The organism is Lolliginicoccus suaedae (assembly GCF_008312885.1).
GTDB lineage: Bacteria > Actinomycetota > Actinomycetes > Mycobacteriales > Mycobacteriaceae > Lolliginicoccus > Lolliginicoccus suaedae.
Window position 1 is genome coordinate 1 of the sequence record NZ_VSSO01000002.1, and the last position, 24,144, is coordinate 24,144.

The following is a 24,144-nucleotide window of genomic DNA, read 5'->3' on the forward strand; positions in this document are numbered from 1 at the left end:
GGAGGCAACAACGCCCCTCCGCGATCCGGTTCCGCCTCGTGCCCGTCCCCCGCTTCGAGCGGGGCCCGCGCACCGGCTGGCTCCAAGAAAGTTACACACCCCCGATCCCAATCACAAATCCGCTGTTCACGTGCCGTTCGCCGGGATGAGCACCCACGACGACCAGCGGTGCGCGGCACTGCCCGAGGGACAGCTCCTAGTCGCGCCCGTGGAGCCCGCGCCACACCCGCGCAGGGTTCATGGGCTGCTCGCGCAGGCGCACGCCAGTGGCATCACGGATGGCATTGGCCAGGGCGGGCGCGACGGGGTTGTAGGGCGATTCGCTCATGGACTTCGCACCGAGGGGGCCAAGCTGGTCGTAGGTATCGGCGAAGCAGATCTCGGTCGCGGGAATGTCGGCGAGCTGGGGGATGTGATAGTTCCGCAGGGTGTTGACGGTGTTCGCACCTTCCTGGGTCGGCACTTCCTCCCAGAGGGCGGAGCCAATGCCTTGGGCGATCCCGCCTTCGATCTGGCCGCGGCACTGCTCAGCATTGAGGACTGTCCCTGCATCGGCGGCGTGCACGGACTGGAGGACGCGCACGACGCCGGTCCCGGTATCCACCGCCACGCGGAACGCATGGACGTTGAAGGCGACCGAGCGGGGCGAGCCATCCTGCCGGGAGTGCTCGGCGAGCGGTCCGTGCTCGGCAGCGACTTCGGCCAGATCACCATTGAACTGCTCGATGCGGCGGGCGAGCGCCGTAGCTGCCTGGTGCACGGCCTTGCCGGCAACCACTGTTCCGGCGGAGCCGAACGCGCCGGTGTCGTGCTCGACGGCGTCGGTGTCGGACTGGATGATGCGGATCGCGCCGGGCTCGATACCGAGAGCCTCGTCCACGAGCTGCGCGTGGATGGTGGTCGTGCCGTTGCCGAACTCCGCGGTACCCACTCGCACGGTGACAGTGCCGTCGCGCTCGAGGGTGACGCTGGCATCGGCGATGTGCCCGCGCGGCGGGATGGTCGCGATCATGGCGATGGCCATCCCCTCCCCCACTTGCTCCCGGGGCGTGGCCGGCGCGCTGGAGCTGCGGCCTCGAGCGAGGGCTGCCTCAGCAAGGTCGAGGCATTGGTCGAGGCCATAGCTGCCGAAGATGAGGTCGTCATCATGAGGGGCTGCGTCGACGAACACATCACCGGGGACGACAACGTTGCGGCGGCGCAGGTCGAACGGGGAGATGCCGATCTCGCGCGCGAGATCATCGAGCGCTTGCTCGATGGCGAACATGAGCTGCCCGAGCCCGTATCCGCGGAAAGCACCAGAGGGAGGGTTGTTGGTGTAGACGGCGCGGGCGTCGACGCGCTTGTTGGCGCAGCGGTACTGGGCCACGGATTCGCTGCAGCCGTGGAACATGACACCCGGCGAGTGGTTGCCATAGGCACCCGCATCGGAGAGCACGTCGACAGCGAGCGAGGTGAGCCGGCCGTCCGGCGTGGCCGCGGCGGTGACGTCGATGCGCATGGGGTGCCGGTGGGCGGCGCGATCGAACTCGTCGGAGCGGCTGTATTCGTACTGGACGGGTCGGCCGGTGCGCTGGACGGCGAGGGCAACGATGTCCTCGGTGAACATCTCCTGCTTGCCCCCGAAGCCGCCACCAACGCGCGCGGTGTGGACGCGGACCTGCTCGCGGGGCAGGTCAAGGATGCGGGCAAGCTCATCGCGCACGAGGAACGGCACCTGGCTGCTGGTCCGCAGAACGAGGCGCTGATCGTCATCGATCCAGCCGATCGTCGCGTGGGTCTCCATATGGACGTTCTGCACGCGAGCAGTGCGCCAGGTTCCGCGGACGACCGCTCCCCCTGCTTGCTCCGCTGCCTGGATGCCGCGGGCGATGCTGCCGGTCTCGCCATGCAGCTCTGCGACGACGTTGCGCGGGGATACCGACGGATGCAGGACGGGCGCACCGGGCTCGGTGGCCTGCTCGGGATCGTGCACCGCGTCCAGGAGGGTGTACTCGACCGTGATGGCCGCGGCAGCGCGGTGTGCGTCGCGCGGGGTCTCGGCGATGACGGCGGCGACGCGCTGGCCCACGAACCGGACGGTGTCGTCGAGGATGCGGGTGTCCTCGGGATCGTCGGCGTAGTGGTGGTGGCGGGCGGTGGAGAAGCGCGCCGGCGGGCTGTCCTCGTGAGTGAGGATGGCGACCACGCCTGGCATGCTGCGCGCTTGCGCCGTGTCGATGCGCTCTATGCGCGCGTGCGCATGGGGGCTGGCCACGATCGCGAGGTGCAGCAGGCCCGGGATGGTGGTGTCGAGGGTGTAAGGCTCGGTGCCGGTCACGACACTGTCCGCGGCGGGGGGCAGCGTGGTTCCAGCAGGGACGGCTCGTCCTTCGAGGGCATCGCGGATGGAGCGGTAGCCGGTGCAGCGGCAGAGGTTGCCCTTCATGGCGCGGGGCAGGTCCGCGCGCTGCTCGTCGGTGAGCGCCGCCGCCGTCATGATCATGCCGGGGGTGCAGTAGCCGCATTGGAAGCCCATGGCGTCGCGGAAGGCCTGCTGGGCGGGGTGGAGGTTGCCGGGCTGGCCGAGCCCCGCCGGGGTGGTGATGGTCGCGCCGGCGGCGCGGTGGGCAGGGGTGATGCACGAGTGCTGGGGCTTGCCGTCGATGTGGACGGTGCAGGCGCCGCAGTCGCCGGCGTCGCAGCCCTTCTTCACGTCGTGGTTGCCATGCTCGCGCAGGTAGGTGCGCAGGCATTGGCCGGGGCGGGGCGGGGTGGTGATCTCGCGGCCGTTGACATTCATGGTCATGTCCTCCGCTCCACGAGCTCGGCGACCAGGTCCTCGGCGAGCATCGCGGTGACGTGCTCGCGCCAGTCGGCCGTGCCGTGGGGGTCGGTGTACCAGCGCTCGCTGCTGATCCTGCTGATCGCGGAGCGCGTTTCCGCTGGGCTGCCCGCTTCGAGGAGCAGCGGACGGTCTGTCGCGGCGGTGATGGCGAGGATGTAGCCGTCCGCGGTGGCCCGGCCGATGAGCAGCGCGCCGGACCGGCCGAGGGGCGCTTGGGATATGCGGCGCAGCGTGACGTCCTGGCGCAGGGCGGTCTCGGGCAGGTGGATGGAGCGGAGGATCTCGCCGGGTGCCAGGGTGGTGCGGCGCGGCCCGGTGATGAGCTCGGTGATGGTGGTGGTGCGGTCGGTGCCGTCCGGCTGCCAGATCGTGAGAGTGGCGTCGAGGGCGGCGGCGAGGGCGATCATCGACCCGGCGGGGAGGGCGAGGCAGATGTTGCCGCCGACGGTGGCGGTGGTCCATATCTTGAACGAGGCGACGAGCGCGTCGGCGCACTGGCGGAACAGGCTGGTGGCGGTCCATTCCGGGGGGAATGATGCTTCGATGAGCTGCTCGATGGTGCAGGTGGCCGCGATGTCGAGGCCATCGTCGGTGATCGCGAGCGATGGCCAGCCGAGCGCGGTGATGTCGATGAGCCGGTCGGTTCCTGGCTGGGGCTCGGAGTAGAGCCAGGTGCCCCCGCCGAGGATCGCATCGCCTGGCGCTGGCAGGGGAACCTCGCGGCGCGCGCGGGGCTCGACGATGGTGTCGATGGTGTGCAGGTCCACGCGATGGCCTATCCGTTGTGCCCGCGTGCCATGACGAGCTGGGCGGTGAGCACGACCTTCGCGGCCTTCTCGGCGTCCACGGTGGTGACCTCCCCGTTCTCGACAATGACGCGCCCGTCGACGATCAGGCGCTCGAGCGGCGGCGCGACGCCCATGACGAGCGCGACCACGGGATCGTCGATGCCAGCGTGGGGCAGGGTGTCCATGCGCCACAGCGCGAGGTCGGCGAGCTTGCCCTCCTCGATGGAACCGATGTCGTTGGCGCGACCAAGCAGGCGGGCTCCTCCTAGTGTCGCGAGCTCGAGCGCCTGGCGCGCGCTGAGCGCGGCGGCTCCGTCGCGGGCCCGGGCGAACAGCAGCGCGTGACGTGCTTCCTCGATGAGGGAGCCGCCCTCGTTGCTCGCCGCGCCATCGACGCCGAGGCCCACGGCCACCCCGGCGCGGACGAGGTCGCGGAGGCGTGCGATTCCTGCTCCGAGGCGGGCGTTGGAGGTGGGACAGTGCGCGACCCCGGTGCGGGTGTCGGCGAGCTGGACGATCTCGCGGTCCTCGAGGTGCACGGCGTGGGCGAACCAGACATCGGGGCCGGTCCAGCCAAGCCCGGCGACATACTCGAGGGGGGTGCCGCCGAGGTTCTGCCGGCAGAACGCGACCTCCTCGCGGGTCTCGGCGAGGTGGGTGTGCAGGCGCGCGCCGTAGTCGCGGGCGAGGGCGGCGGTCTCGCGCATGAGGTCGGCGCTGGCGGAGAACGGGGAGCAGGGCGCGAGCCCGATGCGCAGCATCGATCCGGGCGAAGCGTCATGCCATTCCGTCAGTGCTTTCTCGCTGGCGGCGAGGATGTCGCGGAGCGGCTCGACGAGCGAGTCGGGGGGCAGCCCGCCCTGGGACCGGCCGAGGTCCATGGAGCCGCGAGTGGGGTGGAAGCGCATGCCGATCGCGGCGGCGGCGGTGATCTCGCTGCCGAGCATGTCGGCGCGGGCACCCTTGTCGCCGGTGGGCGGGAAGACGTAGTGGTGGTCGGTGGTGGTGGTGCAGCCGGTGGCGGCGAGCCTGACGAGGGACGCGATGGCCGCGGTGTAGGCGGTGTCGCGGGTGAGCTCTGACCAGCGGGGGTAGAGGGTGACGAGCCAGTGGAAGAGGTCGAGGTCGGCCGCGTGGCCGCGGGTTATCCATTGGTAGAGGTGGTGGTGGGTGTTGACGAGCCCCGGGGTGAGCAGGCAGCCGCGGCCGTCGATGATGGTGGCGCGCTCGGGCAGGTCGGCGGGCTCGTCGCCCACGGCGGTGATGCGGTTGCCCTCGATGACGACGCTGCCGGTGAGCTCGCGCCGCTGCCCGTCCATGGTGACGATGCGAGCGTTGCGAATTACTTTGGTCACCGACATACCTGTGAATGTAGTGATCCCGCATTACACACTGGTGACGTTCGGGGCGCAATGGCTGTCATCTTGGTGTGCAAGAGTGTGCGACGTGCTCCTGTACCGAGGTCATGTGCTGCATATCGCCGGTCGCCCCAGCGTCAATGAAGCAGGGGATGCGCTGGTCAGCGAGCCGGATGGCGCGCTGGTCGTGGACGATGCCGGCCGGATCGCCTACTCGGGACCGTTCAGCGAGGTTCCGCCCGATCTTGCTGCGGCGACAGTAGTGGATCGGCGGGGCTGCCTGTTGCTGCCCGGATTCGTCGATGCGCACATCCATTTCCCGCAGGTCTACACCACGGATGCGCACGGTGGTGGCACGTTGCTGAGCTGGCTGGATCGATGCGTCTTCCCGGCCGAGGCCCGTTTCGCTGATGCTGGCTTCGCGCGGGAGGCGGCGCGGGAGTTCTGCGCGGCCCGCATCGCGGCGGGCACGACAGCGGCGATGGTGTTCGGCTCGGCGTTCCCGGTCGCGCAGGACGCCTTGTTCGAGGAGACCGCGCGGACGGGGCTGCGGATGGTCAGCGGGCGCGGCGTGCAGACCCGCGGCCCGGCCTCGGCATCGCCGTTGATCACCTCGGAGGGCGATGCGGAGCGCTCGTGCCGGGCCGAGATCGCTCGCTGGCATTGCGCGGATGATCCAGGGCGGCCTGATCGGGCGATGCTCCAGGTGGCGCTGGTGCCCCGTTTCGCGCTGTCAGTGACGCCGGAGACGCTTGGCTGGATGGGCGAGCTGCATCGGCAGCATCACGCCTCGGGGGTGTACTTCCACACGCACCTGAGCGAGAACGATGCCCCAGGGGTGGGCGAGATCGATTCGGTGCTGCGCGACTTCGGCACGTCCTCGTACCTCGATACCTATGATGGCCGCTTCGGTCCGGGCGGCGAGGTAGCAGGCGAGTCGCTACTAGGGCGACGAAGCATCCTGGCCCATGCGGTTCACTGCAGCGATAGCGAGCTCGATCGCGTCGCGGCGGCCCGGGCATCGATCGCCCACTGCCCCACGTCGCAGCTGTTCCTGGGCTCGGGGACTATGCCCTGGAAGCGGATGGCGGCGCGCGGGATCACGGTGGCACTCGGCTCGGATGTGGGCGCGGGCGACGAGTGGCTGGTGAGCCGGGTCGCCAACGATTGCTTCAAGGTCCACATGAGCGCGAGCGCTGATCGCGTAGTGCCCCTGGAGCCTGCTGCATTGCTGTTCAGCGCAACGCTGGCGGGCGCGAGGGCGCTGGACATGGAGGATGCGTTCGGGAATCTGGATGCAGGCAAGGACGCGGACTTCCTTGTCGTGGATCCCTCGGCCTGGCCACCGCTGTCCCGATCGATCGACGCCGCCTCGGGCCCGGCCGCGCTGGCGTTCGCCGTGATGATGGCATTGCGCGAGCCGGCGATCGCAGAGGTGTTCGTGCGGGGCAGGCGGGTCTCGGTCTCGTGAGGGGTGCCGCGTTCCGGTCGCGGCGCTGTGAGGTGGGCGCGGGTCCGGGCCCTGGTGGTCCGGCCGATGTGGAGGGCCAGTGCGGCGCCGGCGAGGAGGACTAACGAGCCGAAGCCACCAGCGACGACGACGAACAGCAGTTCCTCGTTGCCGAGGAACTCGCCGAAGCCTCGTATGGCATTGGTGTCGCGCGTCATGACCTACCCCCGTTCAACAGTCGTTGATACCTCAACGTTATGTCTGTTGTACGGGAAAGTGACCTTGTAGCGTTAGGGGCCACGCCACCAAGGTGACAGAAGTAACTCTGGTGTCACTGATTGTTTACACAACATCTCTGCCAGCAAAAATGCGGTGCACCTGCGCGAAGCTGCCCCAAAAAGCGCAACCCTGGCCCCCCGCGCAGCCCACCTACCCCAGCCAGGCCAGCTGCGGCACCCACGCGTCGCCAGCGGCAGGGGCATCGTCGCGCGCCACTGTCGCCTGGATCAGCCCGTATGGCCGGTCGTCGGCGTGGAAGACCTCGTTATTGTTCTCGATGCCAAACCGCTCCAGGTCATAGAGGAAGTGATGCTTGTTCGGCGCGGACATGCGCACCTCCACCACTTCCGGACGTGCTTCCAGGATCCGTCGACCGATCGCATAGAGAGTCTGCTGCAGAGCCTTCGAGTGCTGCGTCGCGAACGTCTCGACGATGATCTTCCGGATGGCTGCGTAGGCCTCGTCCCATGCCACGTCGACGCCATCAAACCGCCACTGCGCTACCAGGGACGTCGCCATCACGCGATCATCCGTTGGCTCGAGAACCGTGAACTCGTCCTCGAGGAAGCCCTGGAACTCCGAACCGGTCGACTTGAGCAGTACCAGGTCCTTGATGCCGCCGATCACATGCTCCCGGCGCTCCCCGCCCGAGCCTGACACCGTCACTGCCGCGGTGCGGACCTCGGGCCCGGTGCGCGTCCACGCATGATCGTGGCCGCCCTCCCCCACCGGCACCCGCTCCCACCCGAGCTCCTCGATCTCGATGCGAGACCCTTGCACGGGCTCCACGTCATCGACGAAGTGCCGCGCGAGCGCCAGCCCGTACTCCTCGATGCTGCCGTCGCAATGCGTCCGCGCATAGGCATACACCGTCTGCTTCTGCGTATCGGTCGGCAGCACGGGCGACTGGTCGCCCTCGGTGTGCGCGATGGTGAAATCACCACGCAGCGCCGTGGAGACCGTCATGTCACGGATGCCGTGGCGCGGCGAGCCCCGATAGATGCGCACCACGCGGTTCTCCGCCTTGCCGTACTGGTTGGGCCCCAACACGATTCCCATGCCGCATCCTTCCTGCGAGCCTGCTAGCTCTCCGCATCGAACATTGCCGCGAGCCGGAACTCCGTGATCCGGCACAACTCCCTGCGCGCCACCCGCCACTCCGAGTCGGGATCGTTGCCCAGCCGCTCCTCGAGCACCGCGAGCAGCTCCTCGGCACCGCGCCCGTGCGCGAAGACCAGGTAGACGTGGCCGAACCGCTCCTCGTACGCACGGTTCGCCTCCACCAGCCGTGACAGCACCGCATCACCGGCGGCCGCGACCCGCGATTGCTCCGTCGCCGAGCGCCCGCCCGTGACCCGATCACCGATGCGGGGGTGCCCGGCGAGCCCCGCGCGGATATCCGCATCATCGGTGGCCGCGAGCTCGGCCACGGCCTGCTCGCACAATTCATCCACGCTGGCGAACGGGCGCAGCGCCGCTACACGCCGGGCCCAGCGGGGCGCCGCGCACGCCTCGGCCAGCACGCGCACGGCAAGCGCCAGGTCCGCGTCATTGAACGCGGCCAGCGGCATCCCGCGCACCGTCACCGCAGCGACTCCAGTCGCGCCAGGTAGGAATCGGTCACCGGGTTCGCCTCCGCCACGAGATCATCAAACCTGTAGTTCAGGATCTTCGCCACCTCGACGAGCGCGAACGAGCGCTCGCTCGCGGGCTGGTTGTCCAAGCGTGACGCCCCCGTGCGCAGCACCGCATCGAAACGGTCGATCTCGCGGGCACAAATGATCAGCGGAAAACCGAAATGCATCCGATACGCCGTCGCCAGCTTCACCACCGCCAGGTGCTCGCCCTCCTGCAGCGTCGACAACGCCACGTGGTCCACCGCGATCGGTGTGCCCGTCTCATCCTCGGCTCCGAGATCCGGGAACGCCCGCAGCAGCTCCAGCTTCTCCGCGTCCGAGGCCATCAGCATCGCCTCCTGGAACGCTGCCCGCAGGTCATGCGCGTCCGCGAACGGCGCCTGCCCGAAGGCGTGGCGTGTCACCCATCGCGTGCCATGCACCAGCGGCCCGAACGTCGCGTGGAACTGCTCCTCGTCCATGCGATTGACGTCGGCGAGGGTGATCTCGCCGCGCCCCGCTACCGCCTGGCCGCTGCGCCCGAGGTGGAAGAACACGATGTTCAGCACGATCGCGACGACCGCGCCCATCGTGATGCCGGTGGTGAACAGGATCTCCAGCCAGCCCGGCACGGCTGTCTCCACGCCCGGGATGACCACTCCGCCGGACTCGCGGCGCGTCTGCCCCTCCTCCACGTACAGGGCTAGGCCGAGCGCGGTCCCGGCGATGATGAGGTTGCGCTGGTCGGTGAAGTCCACCTTCGCGAGCGTCTGGATGCCCACGATCGCGACCGACGCGAACAATGTGATCGACGCCCCGCCCAGCACGGGGGCGGGGATCGCCTCCACTACCTGCGCTGCCTTCGGGAACAAGCCCAGCAGGATCATGATCACCCCGGCCGCGGCGACCACCCAGCGGGACTTCACGCCCGTCAGCCGCACCAGCCCGACGTTCTGGTTGAACGCCGTGTACGGGAACGAGTTGAACGATCCACCCACCACCGTGGCGACGCCGTCCGCGCGCAGCGCCGCCGCGATGTCCTGGCGACCGATGCGCTTGCCCACGATCTCGCCCGCCGCGAGCACCGATCCCGTCGACTCCACCGAGGTGATCATCAGGACGATGATCATCGATACGATCGCCACCGCCCCGAACTGCGGCCAGCCGAACGCGAACGGCGGCACGAACCCCACCCAGGCGGCATCGCCGACCTCGTCGAAGCGGGTATCGCCCAGCAGCCACGCGACCGTCGTGCCCACCACGAGCCCCACGAGCACCGCGATGGTGCCCAGGAACCCGCGGAACACCCGGCGCAGCAGCACGATCAGCGCGATCGTGCCCAGCGCGTACGCCATCCACCGGCCATTGCCCGGCTCCGGCAGCCCCGTCACCGGGCTCGTGATCGCGTTGCCGATGCCCACCGGCAGCAACGAGACGCCGATGATCAGGATCACCGAGCCCGTCACCACCGGCGGGAAGAACCGCACCAGCCGCGCGAAGTAGGGAGCGATCAGGAAGGTGAACACACCGGCCACGATCACCGCGCCGTAGACATGCAGCAGGCCCTCGCGGCCCCCGCCGTTATCGTTGGCGATCTTGATGACCGGCGCCAGGCTCGCGAACGTCACCCCCTGCACCAGCGGCAGCCGCACCCCGATGCGCAGCACGCCCACCGCCTGCAGGATCGACGCCACCCCGCAGGTGAACAGGTCCGCCATGATCAGCATCGTCAGGGCCTCGCCGTCCAGCCCGATCGCCATCGCGATCAGCAATGGCACCAGCACCGCCCCGGCATAGAACGCCACCACATGCTGGGCACCGAGCACCGCGAGCACGCGGACCGGCAGCACCTCATCAACAGGGTGCCTCCGGGCAGCTGGCCGCGAGTGCTCGCGGCGCAATGACGCAACAATGGACATCGCACCAGCCTGAACAGGCAGTATTGCCGCAAGGTTTCACGGGAAACCAAGCCCCGATGCCGCGAAGCGCCAGGAAAGGACACCGCCATGCCGTCCCGCTACCTCGGTATCCTCCTCGCCGCCGGTGCCGGGACCCGCTACGGCCAGCCCAAGATCCTCGCCCACGACGGCGCCTGGCTGCGCACCGCCACCGCAACGCTGCAGCAAGGCGGCTGCGCGCGCGTCTACATCGCCACCGGCGCCGCGCGACCACCCCTGCCACTCGGGACGACCGAGCTCCACGTTGAGGCGTGGACCAGAGGCCTCGGTGCCACCGTGCACGCCGCGATTGCCGCAGTGACCGCCCTCACCTGCAATAACGACGAACACGACAACCTCGTTTTACACACAATTGACACACCCGACGTCGGCCCCGACGTGCTCGCCCGGCTCATCGCGCACCACCCCGGCCCCGCGGGCATCACCCGCGCCCACTACCAAGGGCGGCCCGGGCACCCCGTGATCATTGGTCGGGACCACTGGCAGCCGCTGCTCGCGAGCCTTTCGGAGCTCTCGGGTGGGTCATCGGATGCCGGCGCGCGCCACTACCTGCGCGAACGGGATGTGCTCGGCGTCGAATGCGGGGACCTCGCCACCGGAGCCGATATCGACTACCCGGGTTGCTAGCGGGGGTCGCGGCCTGCCTGCCTGTAAAAGCACTAGAAACCGCTAAACGCGATAGAAAAACCGGCACGATCCCGGCAGCTTCTATCGCGTTTGCTTCCGCGGCAACGCTACAGCCATGCGAAACCTCAATATGTGCGCAATAGCCTCTGGCTCCCTGCGATAAACAATTGTGGCTCACGTCACAGATGGCGGCGTGCGAGGCGATCAAAGACATGGGCATTCCGGGCACTGCGTGAACGCGAGGTGAATGATCGCCAAGCTGCACGGCGAGGGCCACCCACAACCGATATGTTGATATGTGTCAATTATCGTGAGGATAAACTTCATCCGGCATGATTTACGATTGCGCGACAGAAAAGAGCGCTCATGGCCAACCGTTTGAGGATCGCACATGGGATCACCTGGATCACGGCGATCCTGTTCGGTCTCGCTCTTCTCGGATCCGCCTCGACGTTCCTGGTCGACCAGGACCGATATGGACCCGAGGGGTTCACGGACGGAATCCACGTCACCGCCGTCGAATCAGACATTCCGTTGGCCGAGGTACTCGAAGCACTGAACGGCGCCGCCCGCGAGACGGCCGCGAACATCTACAAGTCCGCGCCTGCGGTCGCGGACAGCGTGCGCAGCACTGACTACTACCTGTTCACCGGGGATCCCGCGTCGATCATCGGGGATCCGGATACCGACTACTTTCCCACTTTCGGCAGCGCCTACCCCGCCACCCTGCTACCCGGAGAATCCCTGGGCAGGGACCAGTTGCTCGGGACGTATCTCGTGCAAGGCGACACCGGGCAGGCACGGGAAGCGGTGCGTCTGCTGCGGCTAGCGGGAACGGATGCGGTCGCGTTCAGCAACACCACACCGGCGGCGCTGCGGTGGCTGCTATCCAGCGTGGCAGCCCCGCCCTGGGGGATCGTCTTCGCGATCCTGTGGACCGCGCTGGTGCTGGCCACCGCCAATCTCGGCAGCACGCGGCTGAACATCGTGGGGCTCCGGCTCGCAGTGGGCCACGCCCGGCTGCCGGTGCTCGCGCGGGAGGCCGGCGCGCTCGCCCCCCCCGCTGCGGCTGCCGTCCTGATCCCGTTCGCCGTACTGCTGGCGTACTCACACGCCTTCGCCGATGGCTACCTCACGGCCACGATCATGCAGATCGGGGCTGTGACGCTGGTCCTGGTCCCGTCGGCCACGGTCCTGTCCGCAGCACTGCTGGCATGGGCGACGCGGAAATACACGGCGGGGCGCGCCATCCGGGGCGCCCGTCCGCTCGGCCTGCTTGCAGCACTGTCCATGGCGGCGCTCGCGCTCGCCACGGGTGGCGCGGCGCTCGGCTCCGCCCAGGCGCTCGTGCAGGCCCGCCAGTTCCAGGCCGCGACGGAGGCATACGGGTATCACGCGGCGCATCCCGAGCTGGTTAGTCCTGCCCAGAGCTATGCAGTGCTCTCGCCCGAAGGTGGAGTTCTGGCCGAGCAGCTAGGCCAGGTCCACCGCGAGCTGGAGCAGCAGGGCCAAGTATGGATGACTGATTCGCGGACCTTCGAAGCGTGGACGGAGGTCGGCGTGCCCGACATCCCGGTGCTCGTGAACTCCAGCTTCCTGGAGAGCTTGCCCGACGTGCCGAAGCCCCTGGTGCCCGAGATCCGGGCCTGCGCCACTGTCCCCGGGGGGATCTGCGTGCTCATCCCGTCGCGACTCGTCCAGGACGAGGAGGAGATCATCGCGGTGGTCCAGGAGTGGGGTGATTTCCAGCTTTCCCTGGGAGCAGACCGGGCCGTGGAACGGCTATCGATCATTACGTTCCCCGGCGTGGACCTAGGCGTGACGCCCCTTCTGGATTTCAATCGCCCCGGGGCGCCACCATTCAGCATCGATCCCGTGCTCGTCGTCACCGACTCGAGCAGTGGAATCCTGTCGGACGATTCCTACAGCCTCATCGGCGCCTACACCGACGGAGCGCGCGCCGAGCGAGAGTTGCAGGAGCGCGGAGCGTCCCGCATCGTCATATCGTGGAAAAGCATCGCGAACCTTGCTGAGCTGGATCACGCGAACAGGGTCGCGGATTTCCGGATCGTGGTCATCGCCACCGCGATGATGGCAATAGTATTTCTGCTCAGCGCGGCGATCTTTGCCGCGATCCATCACGCGCGCAATACCGCAGCAATCTTCCTGCTGCAATCAGTTGGCTCGGGGTTCTGGCGAATATATGGTCGGCATCTGCTAGTGGTGGGTGCGCTCTCCGTGGCGCCAACGATTGCCATGACATTCCTTATCGATCTGGCTCTCGCTCCCCAGCTGCTCATCATCGGCGGGATCAGCGCGGCGGCGCTGGCCGTGACCGTCACAACGCTGCTGCTGCTGCGCCGGGGCGTCAACCGTGCCGCGCTCGAAGCGGCCTGAACCCTGCAGCACGCACCCCCACCAGTCCCCGAGGAGCAACAATGATGAAGACAGCCGAGAGCACCACCACCGGCCGTGGCGGCGTTTCCGCCACCAGCCTCGCCTACTCGTTCCCGGGCCGCACCATCTGGCAGGACCTGGCGTTCACCATCGACGACGGAACATTCGCCACGCTCGTTGGGGAGAGCGGCTCCGGGAAGACAACCCTGCTGCAATGCCTGGGGAGCCTGGAACGGCCCACCTCGGGAACCCTCACCGTCGGAGGGCAGGAGCCTGCGGCCCTGCGCGGCGCGGCGCTTCGGCGGTTTCGCCGTTCGATGGTTGGTTTCGCGTTCCAGAACGCTGGCCTCGTGCCGGGATGGTCGGTCAGGAAGAACATCGAGGTCGGTGAGTTCCGCATCGCGCGTGATCCCGACCGCGCCCGCGAGGTGTTCGCGCGGTTCAATCTCGCCTACGAGTTCCTCGGCACGCCGGTGTACCAGCTCAGTGGTGGCGAGCAGCAGCGAGTGGGAATCATCCGGCTGGCCCTGCAGTCGCCCTACCTGCTGCTGATGGACGAGCCGACCGCCGCGCTCGACGACCATAACGCGGGGAAGGTCGTCGACTTCATCACGCGGCACTGCGCGGGCGGCGGCATCGCCGTTGTCGCCACGCATGATCCGCGCTTGATCGATGCCTCCCAGCAGGTGATCCGGCTGTAGCTGCCCCTACAGCACGCGCTTGACGATGCCGTCGACGATCCGGTCGAACGGCTTCGGGGCGCGGGCGAGGCCTGCTCCGAGGCGCATCGCGTAGTCGCTGACGGCGGTGGGCACGACGGTATCGAGGAGGACCGCTCCCACGGCATCCGCGCCGACGAGGTAGCGGGCGCGGGGATGCTTGCTGGTCAGCGCCTTGCGGACGGTCTGGGCGACCGGGGTGGGCGCCGGATAGCTCGCGGATTGCTCCCCGATGCGGTCAGCGAGGGCATAGGCATCGCGGTAGGCGGATGATTCGCGGTCGGGCAACTGATCCATCGCGGTCCCCCATACGCCGGTGCCGTAGCTGCCGGGCTCGATGAGCACGACCTTGATGCCGAATGCCGCGACCTCACGCCGGGCAGCGTCGGAGATGGCCTCGAGCCCGTACTTGCTGGCGGAGTACCAGCCGAGGAATGGCGGCGCGACGCGTCCGGACATGGAGGAGATGTTGATGATGCGCCCGTCGCCGCGCTCGCGCATGGCGGGCAGGGCGAGGCGCATGAGGCGGGCCGGGGCGAGGAGGTTGATGGCGAGCTGGCGCTCGGCGAACTCGCCGGAGACGTCCTCGATGGCGCCGGCCTGGGCGATCCCGGCGTTATTGACGAGTGCCCACGGTCCGCCATCGGTGAGCAGGCTGATGCGGTCGAACGCATCGCGGGCCTGCTCGTCGTCGGTGACGTCGCACTCGATGGTGCGGATGCGCACGTTGGCGCGGTCCGCGGCATCGAGGACGGTATCGGCGGCGGCCTCGGTGCGGACGGTGCCGATGACGTCGAAGCCGTGCTGGGCGAGCTCGATGGCGGTGGCGAGCCCGATGCCACCGTTGGCGCCGGTGATGACAACGCTTCTAGACGTGGTGCTGGTCATGGTGGTGCCTCTTCTTGGTCGGACGGGCAGTGGAGCGCGCTGGCCTGCTGCGGCGCAGGTCAGCGATGATGCTGATGGTGTCGCCGATGATGAACGCACCGATGAGGGCGACGATGATCCACGGGCTGGGCTGCGGCAGGCCGGCCTGCTCGAGGTACGCAGGATTGATGAGGCCGCTACGGGTGGCGGCGTGGATGAGGGTGGCGAGCAGCGCGATGTCCGCGAGCAGGTGAACGATCGCGAGCGGGACCGTCCACGTGCCGCGCGCGAGCCGCAGGGCGTGGAGCACCAGCATGAGGGCCGCGAGCACCAGGATGATCGGCAGCCAGGCACGCCACAGCTGCGGATCCACGAACGGGATCTCGCGGCCAAGCTGCTGCCACACCAGGAACACGATCAGCGCTGCCATGGCGATGATGGAGAACGCTGCGTCAGCCCGCTGGCTGGTCGCTCCCGCGCGGGGCAGTTGCTCGGGCCGCCAGCGCATATCGCGTGATCGGGAGGCGTGCCGGTCGAGGAGCACGAACACCAGCGTGGTCCAGAAGAGCAACTGGATCGCGACCATCGCCGTTGCCCAGGCGGTGCCGGCGAGAACGGCGAGATAGTCGTCCGGGGTGGCGAGGATCTGGGGGATGCTGATGGCGAGTGCGCTGATGGGCAGCACGATCGCTGCGAGCAGCTTGATCAGCCGGAGGTAGTCGAAGTAGAAGGCGGGCCCGATGAGGTGCTGCGGCGCGCCGGTGTACTCGGCGGCGAGCCGTTGCGGGTCACCGAGCTCGATGAGGGCATCCCGCTCGGCCTGCATTGCGTCGCCCGTTTCCTGCCGCGCGATGGCGGCCTCGATCAGGGCGTGGACGTCCGCATCGATGTCGGCGCGCAAGGCCGGGGGCACGTGGCGCGCGACGGCCCAGGCGTAGCGGTCGCTGAGGTCGGTGGTGAGCGCGGCCATGCCGTGATCATGGCACACACCGGGGGCTATCGCGTGGCGAGGAAGTCCCGGAAATCCGTGGCCGGGTGCCCCGCGACGCGCTCCACCACATCGGTGACGATGTCGAGCTCGCCAGTAGCGGCGGCAGCGTAGGAGGTGACCCAGCCATCGATCTCCCACTTCTCCGCATCGAACCGCTCGCGGGAGGCGTACGCCTCGTCGAGGCTCTCGGCATAGTAGGTGGTGCTCTCGCCAGTGATGGTGGTGATCATCTCGGCTGCCTCGTGAAGGGTGAACGCGCGCGGCCCGGTGACGTCGTAGGACTCGCCCTCGTGCCCGTCCTGCGTGAGCACCGCCGCCGCGACGTCCGCCACGTCATCACGGGTGACCGCGCCGATCCGGCCGTCGCCCGCGGGCCCACGGATCACGCCGTCCTCCCCGGCGAACAACGGGATGACGTCCTGGTAGAGGTTGTCGCGCAGGAACGTGAACTCCAGCCCTGCGCCACGGATCGCCTGCTCGGTATGCCAATGATCGCGCCCGAACGTGAAGGTGCATTCCGGTGCCGCGGAGACGAACGAGACATAGACGATGCGGCGCACCCCGGCATCGGCGGCGGCCTCGACGACGCGGCGCTGCACCTCGGCGCGATCACGGGTCTCCGGCGCGGAGACGAAGAAGAAGGTATCGACGCCGTCGAGGGCCTGGCGGATCGTATCGGGATGGCCGAAGTCCCCCAGTGCGATATCCACTCCCGGCAGCTTGACCTTCTCGGGGTCGCGGACGATCAAGCGTTGCCGCGCCCCCGCGTCCGCGAGCCGCTGAGCGACCCGGCCACCGATCTGTCCCGTTGCCCCGCTGACAGCGATCACACCACTCATGGCCCCGACGTTACTCCGGGAGCGTCGGGCGGACAGCCCGATGAAGCATCGTGGGCCGACATGCCGGGAGCCTGGGACGCCGATGCTGATCCGGACGTATCGTGAGGGAATGGTCAGCATGCCCAAGCTCGATCCAGCGGTGATGCGGCTCGCGGTGCGCACCGCGGTACGACCGGTCCTCTCGGCCCGGCTTCCCGTGCGCCTGCAACGCCCGCTCATCGCCGCAGCCTCCCTCGTCTCCGCGCGTCCGAGCGGCATCACGCGCCGGACCATCACCCTGGGCGGGCTCAGCGCCGAGCAGGCCACGCACACCACATCCGACCCGGAAACCGTGGTGCTCTACCTGCATGGCGGCGGCTACACCCTCGGCTCGCCGAGCACCCACCGCTCGATCGCCAGCTACCTGGCGCGATACGCCCAAGCCACCGTCACCACGCTGGACTATCGCCTCGCACCCGAGCATCCCTACCCGGCGGCGGTGGAGGATGCGGTGGCGGCCTACGCGGCATTGCTCGCCGATGGCATGCCGCCCGGCCGCATCGTCCTGGCCGGCGACTCCGCGGGCGGTGGGCTCGTCCTCTCCACCGCGCTGCGCCTGCGCTCATCCGGTGCACCACTGCCCGCCGCGCTGGTCCTCATCTCGCCGTGGATCGACCTCACCGTCTCCGACCTCAGCGAGACCCGCGACCCGATGCTCAGCGCCCCCTGGCTGCGCGAATGCGCGCGCCGCTACATCGCCGGCGGCCCCCTCGACGCCGAGGTCGATCCCCTGCATGCCGATCTCGCGGGCCTGCCGCCCACCTTGATCCACGTGGGCAGCGACGAGATCCTGCTCCACGACGCCAAGCGGCTCGCCGCGCACGCGCAGGAAGCGGGCGTCGACGTGACGCTCACCGTCCTCGAGGGCCTCTGGCACGTGGTTCACCTGCACAGCGGCCTGCTGCGCGCCGCCACCCAAGCCGTCGAGGACATCGGGGACTTCGTGCGCCACCACACCGGCAGCGATACCGGCCGCGAGGCGGGCACCGCTCGGCCGACGAGCACGGAGTAGCGGGTGGTGGGATCGCGGGCGTGTGGCTTCGGGACCCTGGGGCGCTAGAAGCACCGGAAAACGCCAAACGCGATAGAAACTGACCCGGGATCTCCGCAGCTTCTATCGCGATTGCGGCGCGAGGTCACAGCGCCCCGGCCGCGATCAGCGCCCGCTACGCGAGGCCGAGCCGCTGCCGCTCGGGGAAGTACCACTGCATGACCTCGCGCAGGTTGTCCGCGTCGGGGCGGGCCCAGTTGCGCATCAGCTCGCAGCCGAACGAGATCGCGGTCACCGGGCGCGCACCGGCCGCGATCATGCGGTCGAACGCGCGGTCATGAGCCACCGGCGAGATACCGCCGACGGCATCGGCGACCGGGTAGACGTCATACCCCTCGGCGAGCATGTCGAGGGTCGGGAAGGTCAGGCAGACCTCGGTCCACAGCCCGGCGATGACGACCTTGCGCCGTCCCGTGGCCTCGATGGCCGCGCGGAAATCCGCGTCCTCCCAGGCGTTCACCCCGGTTCTGTCGATCTCGGTCACGCCGGGCAGCTCCGCCAGGATCGCCGGGCTGGTTCCCTCGTTGCGGCCCATGTCGACCCCGACTGTGGAGACGATGACGGGCACGCCGTAAGCGGTGGCGAGCTTGCAGAGGGCGATCACGTTGAGGTCGATCTCCTCGCGGGTGGAGGAGGTGATGGTGGAGTACTGGCCGGGCTGGTAGTCGATGAGCACGACGACGCAGTTCTCGGGGGCGAGCAGCTGGTCGGTGGCGGGGTCGCGCCGGGGCTCCTGGTCGGTCTTGGGCATGGATGGCCTCTTCTGTCGGGGATCGAAGCGCGTGCCTCCCGACACTAGCGCTGCCCTAGCAAGCTCGCGCGCACCGTCTGATATGCGAATATCCCGTGGCGCGAGGCAGTTTTCCGCGCTTTACGCACTACCGAGCAGTTGCTCGTACTGGTCGAGCAGCGCGTCGGGGTCCGCGGCCGGAGCAGTCGTGCCGAGGGCTTCGGCGAGGTCGTCGAGGCAGAGGTGCCAGGCGGTGGCGGTGCGAGCAGCCTCGGTGGGGCTGGCGTCGCTCAGGCGGTGCTCGAGGGTGAGGGTGGCGCCGTCGAGAGTGGGGGTGATGGTCCATTCGAGGGTGTCATCGCCCCAGGCGTGGACGAGTCGCTGGGGTTGCGTCACGATGTGCACGGTGGTGTCGATGGGCTCGTCCGCAGGCGTCTCCTGGGTTCGGGCGGGGCCGGGGGTGGTGAGGTCGCGATCGGGGTTGACGGGCGACCATTGCATCAGCAGCGGCGCTTCGGTGAGGAAGTTCCAGAGGGTGTCCTCCTGGGCGGCGTAGTCGCGGGCGAGGGTGAGGGCGTTGCCGCGCAGGGTGGCTGTGGTGTTCTCGGGCATGGGTGCAGCCTACGGGGCCTCCCCCGTCGTCACTCTTGACAATCGTTTCCATTAAGTTCTAGGGTGGGCGTCCCACCGTGAATGCGCTGCTAGGGTCGAGGCGTCGTGGTGGACGGGAAGCCGGTGCAAGACCGGCGCGGCCCTCGCCACTGTGATCGGGTAGCACGCGATCGTTCTCCAGCAATCCAGCCGGGGAGCCACTGGGGCATCGAGCCCTGGGAAGGCAGATCGTGCTGCGTGACAACCCCGTCAGCCAGGAGACCGGCCACGACCAGCGATATCCGATTCCACGAGGACCTGGAAGGCGGTCACCTTGACCACTCGTCATCACGCCTGCGCGAAAACCCTCGCGCTCCTGGCACTGCCCCTGCTCATCTCCAGCTGCGCCCCCTCCCCCGGAGCCACCGGGAACACCGGGGCCGCCGGATCAACCACGACCACGCGCGCCAACTGCGGCATCGACGTCACCGTCACCGAGCCGCCGCGACGCATCTACGCCGCCTACCAGCCCGCCATCGAGGTGGCGCACGCCCTCGGCGCGAGCGACCGGCTCGTCGGCACCGCCTACCTCGACTCCGAGGTACTTCCCGAGCATGCCGCCGCGCAGGAGGAAACCCCCTACGTCGAGTCGCTCCCGAGCCGTGATGAGCTGCTCGCCGCCCAGCCGGACTTCATCCTCGCCGGGTTCAACGGGGTGTTCTCCGAAGCATCGTCGAGCAGCATCGGGACGCGCGCGAGCCTTGCTCCGCTCGGCATCAGCACCTGGATCCTCAGCCCGCTGTGCCCGAGTACTGACGGCCTCGCCGACGAGGCGATCGACCCGGCCACTGTCACCTTCGACAGCATCTACGCCGACCTGCGCGACCTCGGCGAGCTCTGGGGCACCCCCGAGCAGGCCAGCACCGTCGTCACCGATATGCAGGACCGCATCGCCGCTGTCGCCGAAGCTGTGGACAGCGCCCCCCGGCCCACGGTCGCGGTGGTCTCGCCCCGTGCCGACGGCACGCTCGGCATCGCGAGCGGCACCGACTTCGTCACTCGCATCATCGAGGCCGCCGGTGGCACCAACGTCTTCGCGGACCTGGCCAGCAAGCGCAACATCACGATCGGCGAGGAGGAACTGCTCGCCCGCGATCCCGATGTGATCCTCACCAGCACCTGCTGCGACGCTTCCTACACCGAGCAGGATGCGCTGCCCGATGTGGCACGCCTCCGCGACAATCCCGCTCTCGCGACCCTGACAGCCGTGCGCGATGACCAGGTGCATCCGTTCCTGTTCGCGGATCGGGCAGCGAGCGTGCGGGCCGCGAGCGCCACCGAGAAGGTCGCGGCAATCCTGCATCCCGGCCTCGTGGAGGACTGATGGCGATCCAGGGTGCCGCCATCACGGGGCAGCGCCCGGCAGCACCGCGCGCCGTCACGCCCCAGCGGCAAGCGATCGTTCTCGCTCTCGCGCTAGGCCTGCTCGCGCTGGTCTCAGCCACCTCGCTGCTCGTCGGTACGCATTCCCTCGCGCCGCACCAGATCGCGGGGACACTGCTCGACTACCAGGGCACCACGGTCGATCGGATCGTGGCGCACATCCGGCTGCCCCGCCTCGTGACCGGCCTCCTCGCGGGGCTCGCGCTTGGCGGGGCCGGGGCGATCATGCAGGGGCTCACCCGCAATCCGCTGGCCGGACCGGGCGTGCTGGGCATCAACGCCGGGGCCGCCCTTGGTGCGGTCCTCGCGATCGGGGTGCTCGGCATCGGAAGCGTCACTGGCTATATCTGGTTCGCGCTGGCCGGGGCCGCGCTCGTTGCCACGCTCGTATACCTGCTCGGGGCAATGGGACGGGGCGGCGCCACGCCCCTGGCGCTGGTGCTGACCGGTGCCGCGGTGTCCGCGCTCGCGGCGTCCATCACGTCCGCGATCAGCCTGCTTGACCGGAGCGCTTTCCAGGATTTCCGGTTCTGGGTGGTGGGCTCGCTGACCCGCGCCGACCTCGATGCAGCGGTGGCGATATTGCCGTTCATAGCGGTCGGCGCGGTGCTGGCCCTCGCGGCGGGCCGCACCCTCGATGCCGTGGCGCTCGGTGATGACATGGCGCGTAGCCTCGGCACCCGCCTGGCCCTGGCACGGATCACGTGCGCGATCGCGGTGGTGCTGCTCGCCGGGTCCGCCACTGCCATCGCGGGGCCCATCGCATTCATCGGACTCGTCGTTCCGCACCTCGCGCGCGCCCTGGTGGGCACCGGCTACCGGGTGGTCACGCTCATGTCGATGCTGCTCGCCCCGCTGGTGCTCATCGCCGCCGACGCTGGTGGCCGCTTGCTCGTGGCGCCGCAGGAACTTCAGGTCGGCATCGTCACGGGCCTGCTCGGGGCGCCGTTCTTCCTGGCGCTGGTCGGTCGGCGGAAGATGGCGGCGCTGTGAAACTTCCTGCTGGGACCATTCCCCCCGCGAGCGTCCTCCCAGCCCGCGCCACCGTGCTGCGCCGTGGCAGTACGTCACTGCTCGTGGACCGGCGCGGCACCTGTCTCGGGATCCTCGCGCTACTGCTCGCCGGAGGGCTTGCTGCCTGGTCGCTGGGCCTAGGTGAATTCCGCTTCACCAGCGAGGACATCGGGCGCATCCTGCTCGGCGGCGGAACGCTCATCGAGCATGACGTGGTGGTCGGCACGCGCCTGCCCCGGGCGATCGTCGCGGTGCTCGTCGGGGCCGCGCTCGGTGCATCAGGGCAAGTGCTGCAGCGCATCGCCGCGAACCCGCTGGCTAGCCCGGATGTGCTCGGCATCAGCACAGGTGCATCGCTGGGCGCGCTGGTATCGCTGCTGGTGATCGGCGGCTCCGCCGTGGTGACCATGATGGGCGCGCTGGCCGGCGCCGCCGTCGCGAGCGTGCTGGTGATCGGCATCGCCCACAAGCACGGCGCCTCGGGCTATCGGATCATCCTCGTCGGCATCGGTGTGGGCGCGCTCGGTTCGTCGCTGATCGCGCTGCTCCTCACGCGGGCCGATAACTATGCCGCCCACTCAGCGGCGATCTGGCTGACCGGCAGCCTCTCCAACCGCGGCTGGACGCATGTACAGGTCATCGTGGTGGCGTTGCTGCTGGGTGTGCCTGCGCTGGTAGTGCTTGCCCGGCACCTGCCAGTCCTCGAGCTGGGTGATGATCTGGCGCAGATGCTCGCGGGCCGGGCGGCGGCGCTGCGGATCGGACTGGTGGCGGTGGCGTGCGGGCTGGCGGCGCTCGCCACGGCGGCCGCGGGCCCGATCGCGTTCGTGGCACTGGTGGCGCCGCAGATCGCGCGACTGCTGCTCGGTGGCCGTGCGGCCGGACCGTTCCTCGCCGCAGCGGTCGGTTCCGTGCTGGTGATCAGCGCTGACCTCGCGGCGAAGCACCTGTTTCCCGTGGAGCTGCCTGTAGGCATCCTCACCGCCTGCCTCGGGGCTCCGGTCCTGCTTGTCCTGCTTGCTCGTGCTGCCCGGAAAGGAAGTGGCTGATGGCTCTCGCAACAACCAGCCTCACGCTCGGCTATGGCGATCGGCGCATCGTCGAGGACGTGACCCTCGCCGTCGAGCCCGGCACGTTCACGGTGATCGTGGGCCCCAATGGGTGTGGCAAGTCCACCTTGCTGCGCGGGATGGCGCGCCTGCTGCGGCCCCGCGCCGGATCAGTCCTGCTCGATGGTCGCATGCTCGCCGAGCTGCCTGCCCGCGAGCTTGCCCGATCGATCGGCATGCTGCCGCAGCACCCGCTCGCGCCGGAAGGTGTGACCGTGGCCGAGCTCGTGGCGCGTGGTCGGCACCCGCACCAGAGCTGGTTGCGGCAGTGGTCCGTCGCGGACGAGGATGCGGTGCGAGGGGCGCTCGACGCGGCCGGTCTCTCCGATCTGGCCGAGAATCGGGTGGATGAGCTCTCTGGCGGGCAGCGGCAGCGCGCGTGGATCGCGCTCGCCCTCGCGCAGGACGCGCCCGTGATGCTCCTCGATGAGCCCACCACGTTCCTGGATCTCGCGCACCAGCTGGAGGTCCTGGACCTGTTGGCCGGGCTTCGGGGCTCCCGGGGCCGCACGATCGTCGCCGTGCTGCATGACTTGGATCTCGCGTCGCGCTACGCCGACCGACTGGTGGTGATGAGCGCGGGCGCGGTGGTGGCGAGCGGGCCGCCGAGCGAGGTTGTCACCCCGGAGCTGGTACGGGAGGTGTTCGGCGTGGACTGCATCATTGTGGATGATCCGCTCTCCGGGACGCCGATGGTGATCCCCCGGCCCAGGAGGTATTCATGAGCGCCGAGCCGGAGAGCCAGGTGGTGCTGGTCGCGCGGCCCACTCCCTCGGGCGTGGACGAGCGGTCGGTGCGGTCGCTCGCCGAGGCAGTGGGGGCGCGCTGGGCGATGCTGGACCAGGGCGAGCCGTCCGTGCATGACGAGCTCGATCACGCTGCCCGTTCGTGCGTGCCTGTCGTGCTGGTGCCGCTGGCGGTCCCACGGGATCGATACCTGGAGACGTGGCTGGCGCGGGCGGTGGCGAACTGGCGGGAGACCCGCAGCAACCACGAGCTGGAGGTGCGGGTCACCGACGGCCTCGATGCCACGGATGGACTGGCGGGGGCGGTGCGGGAACTGATCGCTGCCGGTGGCCGGGAGTCGCGAGCGAGCCCGCGGGCGTTCCGGAGCCCGGAGTGGTCGGAGATCCCCGAGCACCAGGTTCACGTGATGGTGTGCCGGGGCCCGCGCTGCACGGCGCACGGTGCGGGCGAGGTGCAGCGGGCGCTGGTGCTGGAGCTGCTCGATTCTCCGGTGCTGATGTCGGCGAGCGGATGCCTCACGCCGTGCAACCTCGGACCACTGGTGGTGACGTATCCGGATGGCACGTGGCATGCGAACCTCACGGCCGATAATGCGAGGGAGGTCGCTCAGAGAATTCGGGAAACAATTAACGACAATACGTTGTGATTTCTTACCCGTAGATCATCAATGCATCACGTGAGACCACCCCTAGCGCTTGCGGAAT

21 protein-coding genes and 1 riboswitch are annotated in these 24,144 nt (G+C 68.9%); of the genes, 10 read left to right on the forward strand and 11 right to left on the reverse strand.

Going from position 1 to position 24,144, the window contains the following annotated elements:
- Positions 1-196 precede the first annotated feature (196 nt).
- The 3 genes from FXO18_RS05635 to FXO18_RS05645 are packed head-to-tail and all read right to left on the reverse strand — an operon-like array spanning position 197 to position 4,976.
- Positions 197-2,782, reverse strand: a complete 2,586-nt coding sequence (locus tag FXO18_RS05635; RefSeq protein WP_149360746.1) for a molybdopterin-dependent oxidoreductase — start codon at positions 2,780-2,782, stop codon at positions 197-199.
- Between the two features lie 2 nt (positions 2,783-2,784).
- Positions 2,785-3,594 (reverse strand): FAD binding domain-containing protein, encoded by an 810-nt coding sequence (locus FXO18_RS05640; RefSeq protein WP_149360145.1) that lies wholly within the window; start codon positions 3,592-3,594, stop codon positions 2,785-2,787.
- An 8-nt stretch (positions 3,595-3,602) separates the two neighbouring features.
- Entirely contained in the window at positions 3,603-4,976 is a 1,374-nt protein-coding gene (locus FXO18_RS05645) for an 8-oxoguanine deaminase (protein ID WP_149360146.1), read from the reverse strand.
- Positions 4,977-5,061: 85 nt separating this feature from the next.
- Between FXO18_RS05645 and FXO18_RS05650 the strand changes: the two genes are divergently transcribed.
- Positions 5,062-6,444: a guanine deaminase gene (locus FXO18_RS05650; RefSeq protein WP_149360147.1), complete on the forward strand. Its 1,383-nt coding sequence runs from the start codon at positions 5,062-5,064 to the stop codon at positions 6,442-6,444.
- A gap of 408 nt (positions 6,445-6,852) precedes the next feature.
- Here FXO18_RS05650 and pucL read toward each other — a convergent pair whose 3' ends face one another.
- From pucL to FXO18_RS05665, 3 genes are read right to left on the reverse strand one after another with little or no spacing between them, the layout of a single operon-like run.
- Positions 6,853-7,761, reverse strand: coding sequence for a factor-independent urate hydroxylase (pucL, locus tag FXO18_RS05655; protein WP_149360148.1), 909 nt, complete (start codon positions 7,759-7,761; stop codon positions 6,853-6,855).
- Between the two features lie 23 nt (positions 7,762-7,784).
- Positions 7,785-8,288 carry a 2-oxo-4-hydroxy-4-carboxy-5-ureidoimidazoline decarboxylase gene (uraD, locus tag FXO18_RS05660; protein ID WP_235900499.1) on the reverse strand — a complete coding sequence of 168 codons (504 nt, stop codon included), beginning with the start codon at positions 8,286-8,288 and terminating at the stop codon, positions 7,785-7,787.
- On the reverse strand, positions 8,285-10,237 hold the full coding sequence (locus FXO18_RS05665) for a solute carrier family 23 protein (protein WP_149360149.1): 1,953 nt from the start codon (positions 10,235-10,237) through the stop codon (positions 8,285-8,287). The genes uraD and FXO18_RS05665 overlap by 4 nt, the downstream gene beginning before the upstream one ends.
- A gap of 87 nt (positions 10,238-10,324) precedes the next feature.
- On the opposite strand from FXO18_RS05665, the gene FXO18_RS05670 reads away from it, so the two are divergent.
- The 3 genes from FXO18_RS05670 to FXO18_RS05680 all read left to right on the forward strand — a co-directional run bounded on the left by FXO18_RS05670 (position 10,325) and on the right by FXO18_RS05680 (position 14,001).
- Positions 10,325-10,903: a nucleotidyltransferase family protein gene (locus tag FXO18_RS05670; RefSeq protein ID WP_149360150.1), complete on the forward strand. Its 579-nt coding sequence runs from the start codon at positions 10,325-10,327 to the stop codon at positions 10,901-10,903.
- Positions 10,904-11,269: 366 nt separating this feature from the next.
- On the forward strand, positions 11,270-13,300 hold the full coding sequence (locus FXO18_RS05675; protein ID WP_149360151.1) for a hypothetical protein: 2,031 nt from the start codon (positions 11,270-11,272) through the stop codon (positions 13,298-13,300).
- Positions 13,301-13,341: 41 nt separating this feature from the next.
- Positions 13,342-14,001 (forward strand): ABC transporter ATP-binding protein, encoded by a 660-nt coding sequence (locus tag FXO18_RS05680; protein WP_149360152.1) that lies wholly within the window; start codon positions 13,342-13,344, stop codon positions 13,999-14,001.
- Between the two features lie 6 nt (positions 14,002-14,007).
- On the opposite strand, the gene FXO18_RS05685 is transcribed toward FXO18_RS05680, so the two are convergent.
- From FXO18_RS05685 to FXO18_RS05695, 3 genes are read right to left on the reverse strand one after another with little or no spacing between them, the layout of a single operon-like run.
- On the reverse strand, positions 14,008-14,907 hold the full coding sequence (locus FXO18_RS05685; protein ID WP_149360153.1) for an SDR family oxidoreductase: 900 nt from the start codon (positions 14,905-14,907) through the stop codon (positions 14,008-14,010).
- Positions 14,888-15,856, reverse strand: a complete 969-nt coding sequence (locus FXO18_RS05690) for a hypothetical protein (protein WP_187774202.1) — start codon at positions 15,854-15,856, stop codon at positions 14,888-14,890. The genes FXO18_RS05685 and FXO18_RS05690 overlap by 20 nt, the downstream gene beginning before the upstream one ends.
- Before the next feature lie 26 nt (positions 15,857-15,882).
- Positions 15,883-16,716, reverse strand: coding sequence for an SDR family oxidoreductase (locus FXO18_RS05695; protein WP_149360155.1), 834 nt, complete (start codon positions 16,714-16,716; stop codon positions 15,883-15,885).
- A 109-nt stretch (positions 16,717-16,825) separates the two neighbouring features.
- On the opposite strand from FXO18_RS05695, the gene FXO18_RS05700 reads away from it, so the two are divergent.
- Complete coding sequence (locus FXO18_RS05700) at positions 16,826-17,767, forward strand: alpha/beta hydrolase (RefSeq protein ID WP_187774203.1); 942 nt, start codon at positions 16,826-16,828, stop codon at positions 17,765-17,767.
- A gap of 154 nt (positions 17,768-17,921) precedes the next feature.
- Here the strand turns inward: FXO18_RS05700 and FXO18_RS05705 are convergent, their stop codons facing one another.
- Together FXO18_RS05705 and FXO18_RS05710 are read right to left on the reverse strand one after the other, a co-directional pair.
- Entirely contained in the window at positions 17,922-18,557 is a 636-nt protein-coding gene (locus FXO18_RS05705; RefSeq protein WP_149360157.1) for a hydrolase, read from the reverse strand.
- A gap of 120 nt (positions 18,558-18,677) precedes the next feature.
- Complete coding sequence (locus FXO18_RS05710; protein WP_149360158.1) at positions 18,678-19,148, reverse strand: SRPBCC domain-containing protein; 471 nt, start codon at positions 19,146-19,148, stop codon at positions 18,678-18,680.
- Between the two features lie 89 nt (positions 19,149-19,237).
- Positions 19,238-19,432: riboswitch (cobalamin riboswitch) on the forward strand.
- A gap of 29 nt (positions 19,433-19,461) precedes the next feature.
- Here FXO18_RS05710 and FXO18_RS05715 point away from each other — a divergent pair.
- From FXO18_RS05715 to FXO18_RS05735, 5 genes are read left to right on the forward strand one after another with little or no spacing between them, the layout of a single operon-like run.
- Positions 19,462-20,511, forward strand: coding sequence for an ABC transporter substrate-binding protein (locus tag FXO18_RS05715; RefSeq protein ID WP_187774204.1), 1,050 nt, complete (start codon positions 19,462-19,464; stop codon positions 20,509-20,511).
- Complete coding sequence (locus tag FXO18_RS05720) at positions 20,511-21,563, forward strand: FecCD family ABC transporter permease (protein WP_149360159.1); 1,053 nt, start codon at positions 20,511-20,513, stop codon at positions 21,561-21,563. The genes FXO18_RS05715 and FXO18_RS05720 overlap by 1 nt, the downstream gene beginning before the upstream one ends.
- Positions 21,560-22,633 carry a FecCD family ABC transporter permease gene (locus FXO18_RS05725; RefSeq protein WP_235900500.1) on the forward strand — a complete coding sequence of 358 codons (1,074 nt, stop codon included), beginning with the start codon at positions 21,560-21,562 and terminating at the stop codon, positions 22,631-22,633. The genes FXO18_RS05720 and FXO18_RS05725 overlap by 4 nt, the downstream gene beginning before the upstream one ends.
- The gene (locus FXO18_RS05730; RefSeq protein WP_149360160.1) at positions 22,633-23,418 is read left to right on the forward strand and encodes an ABC transporter ATP-binding protein; all 786 of its coding nucleotides are present in this window, start codon (positions 22,633-22,635) and stop codon (positions 23,416-23,418) included. The genes FXO18_RS05725 and FXO18_RS05730 overlap by 1 nt, the downstream gene beginning before the upstream one ends.
- Positions 23,415-24,086 (forward strand): (2Fe-2S) ferredoxin domain-containing protein, encoded by a 672-nt coding sequence (locus FXO18_RS05735; protein ID WP_149360161.1) that lies wholly within the window; start codon positions 23,415-23,417, stop codon positions 24,084-24,086. Before FXO18_RS05730 ends, FXO18_RS05735 begins: the two co-directional genes overlap by 4 nt.
- The last annotated feature ends 58 nt before the right edge of the window (positions 24,087-24,144 follow it).

What these genes read in the sequence shown, in the direction of transcription:
- FXO18_RS05635 (WP_149360746.1), bottom strand. Translation starts at nt 2,782, where the DNA reads ATGAATGTCAACGGCCGCGAGATCACCACCCCGCCCCGCCCCGGCCAA.
- FXO18_RS05645 (WP_149360146.1), bottom strand. Translation starts at nt 4,976, where the DNA reads ATGTCGGTGACCAAAGTAATTCGCAACGCTCGCATCGTCACCATGGAC.
- pucL (WP_149360148.1), bottom strand. Translation starts at nt 7,761, where the DNA reads ATGGGAATCGTGTTGGGGCCCAACCAGTACGGCAAGGCGGAGAACCGC.
- FXO18_RS05665 (WP_149360149.1), bottom strand. Translation starts at nt 10,237, where the DNA reads ATGTCCATTGTTGCGTCATTGCGCCGCGAGCACTCGCGGCCAGCTGCC.
- FXO18_RS05670 (WP_149360150.1), top strand. Translation starts at nt 10,325, where the DNA reads ATGCCGTCCCGCTACCTCGGTATCCTCCTCGCCGCCGGTGCCGGGACC.
- FXO18_RS05675 (WP_149360151.1), top strand. Translation starts at nt 11,270, where the DNA reads ATGGCCAACCGTTTGAGGATCGCACATGGGATCACCTGGATCACGGCG.
- FXO18_RS05680 (WP_149360152.1), top strand. Translation starts at nt 13,342, where the DNA reads ATGATGAAGACAGCCGAGAGCACCACCACCGGCCGTGGCGGCGTTTCC.
- FXO18_RS05685 (WP_149360153.1), bottom strand. Translation starts at nt 14,907, where the DNA reads ATGACCAGCACCACGTCTAGAAGCGTTGTCATCACCGGCGCCAACGGT.
- FXO18_RS05690 (WP_187774202.1), bottom strand. Translation starts at nt 15,856, where the DNA reads ATGGCCGCGCTCACCACCGACCTCAGCGACCGCTACGCCTGGGCCGTC.
- FXO18_RS05695 (WP_149360155.1), bottom strand. Translation starts at nt 16,716, where the DNA reads ATGAGTGGTGTGATCGCTGTCAGCGGGGCAACGGGACAGATCGGTGGC.
- FXO18_RS05700 (WP_187774203.1), top strand. Translation starts at nt 16,826, where the DNA reads ATGGTCAGCATGCCCAAGCTCGATCCAGCGGTGATGCGGCTCGCGGTG.
- FXO18_RS05705 (WP_149360157.1), bottom strand. Translation starts at nt 18,557, where the DNA reads ATGCCCAAGACCGACCAGGAGCCCCGGCGCGACCCCGCCACCGACCAG.
- FXO18_RS05710 (WP_149360158.1), bottom strand. Translation starts at nt 19,148, where the DNA reads ATGCCCGAGAACACCACAGCCACCCTGCGCGGCAACGCCCTCACCCTC.
- FXO18_RS05720 (WP_149360159.1), top strand. Translation starts at nt 20,511, where the DNA reads ATGGCGATCCAGGGTGCCGCCATCACGGGGCAGCGCCCGGCAGCACCG.
- FXO18_RS05730 (WP_149360160.1), top strand. Translation starts at nt 22,633, where the DNA reads ATGGCTCTCGCAACAACCAGCCTCACGCTCGGCTATGGCGATCGGCGC.
- FXO18_RS05735 (WP_149360161.1), top strand. Translation starts at nt 23,415, where the DNA reads ATGAGCGCCGAGCCGGAGAGCCAGGTGGTGCTGGTCGCGCGGCCCACT.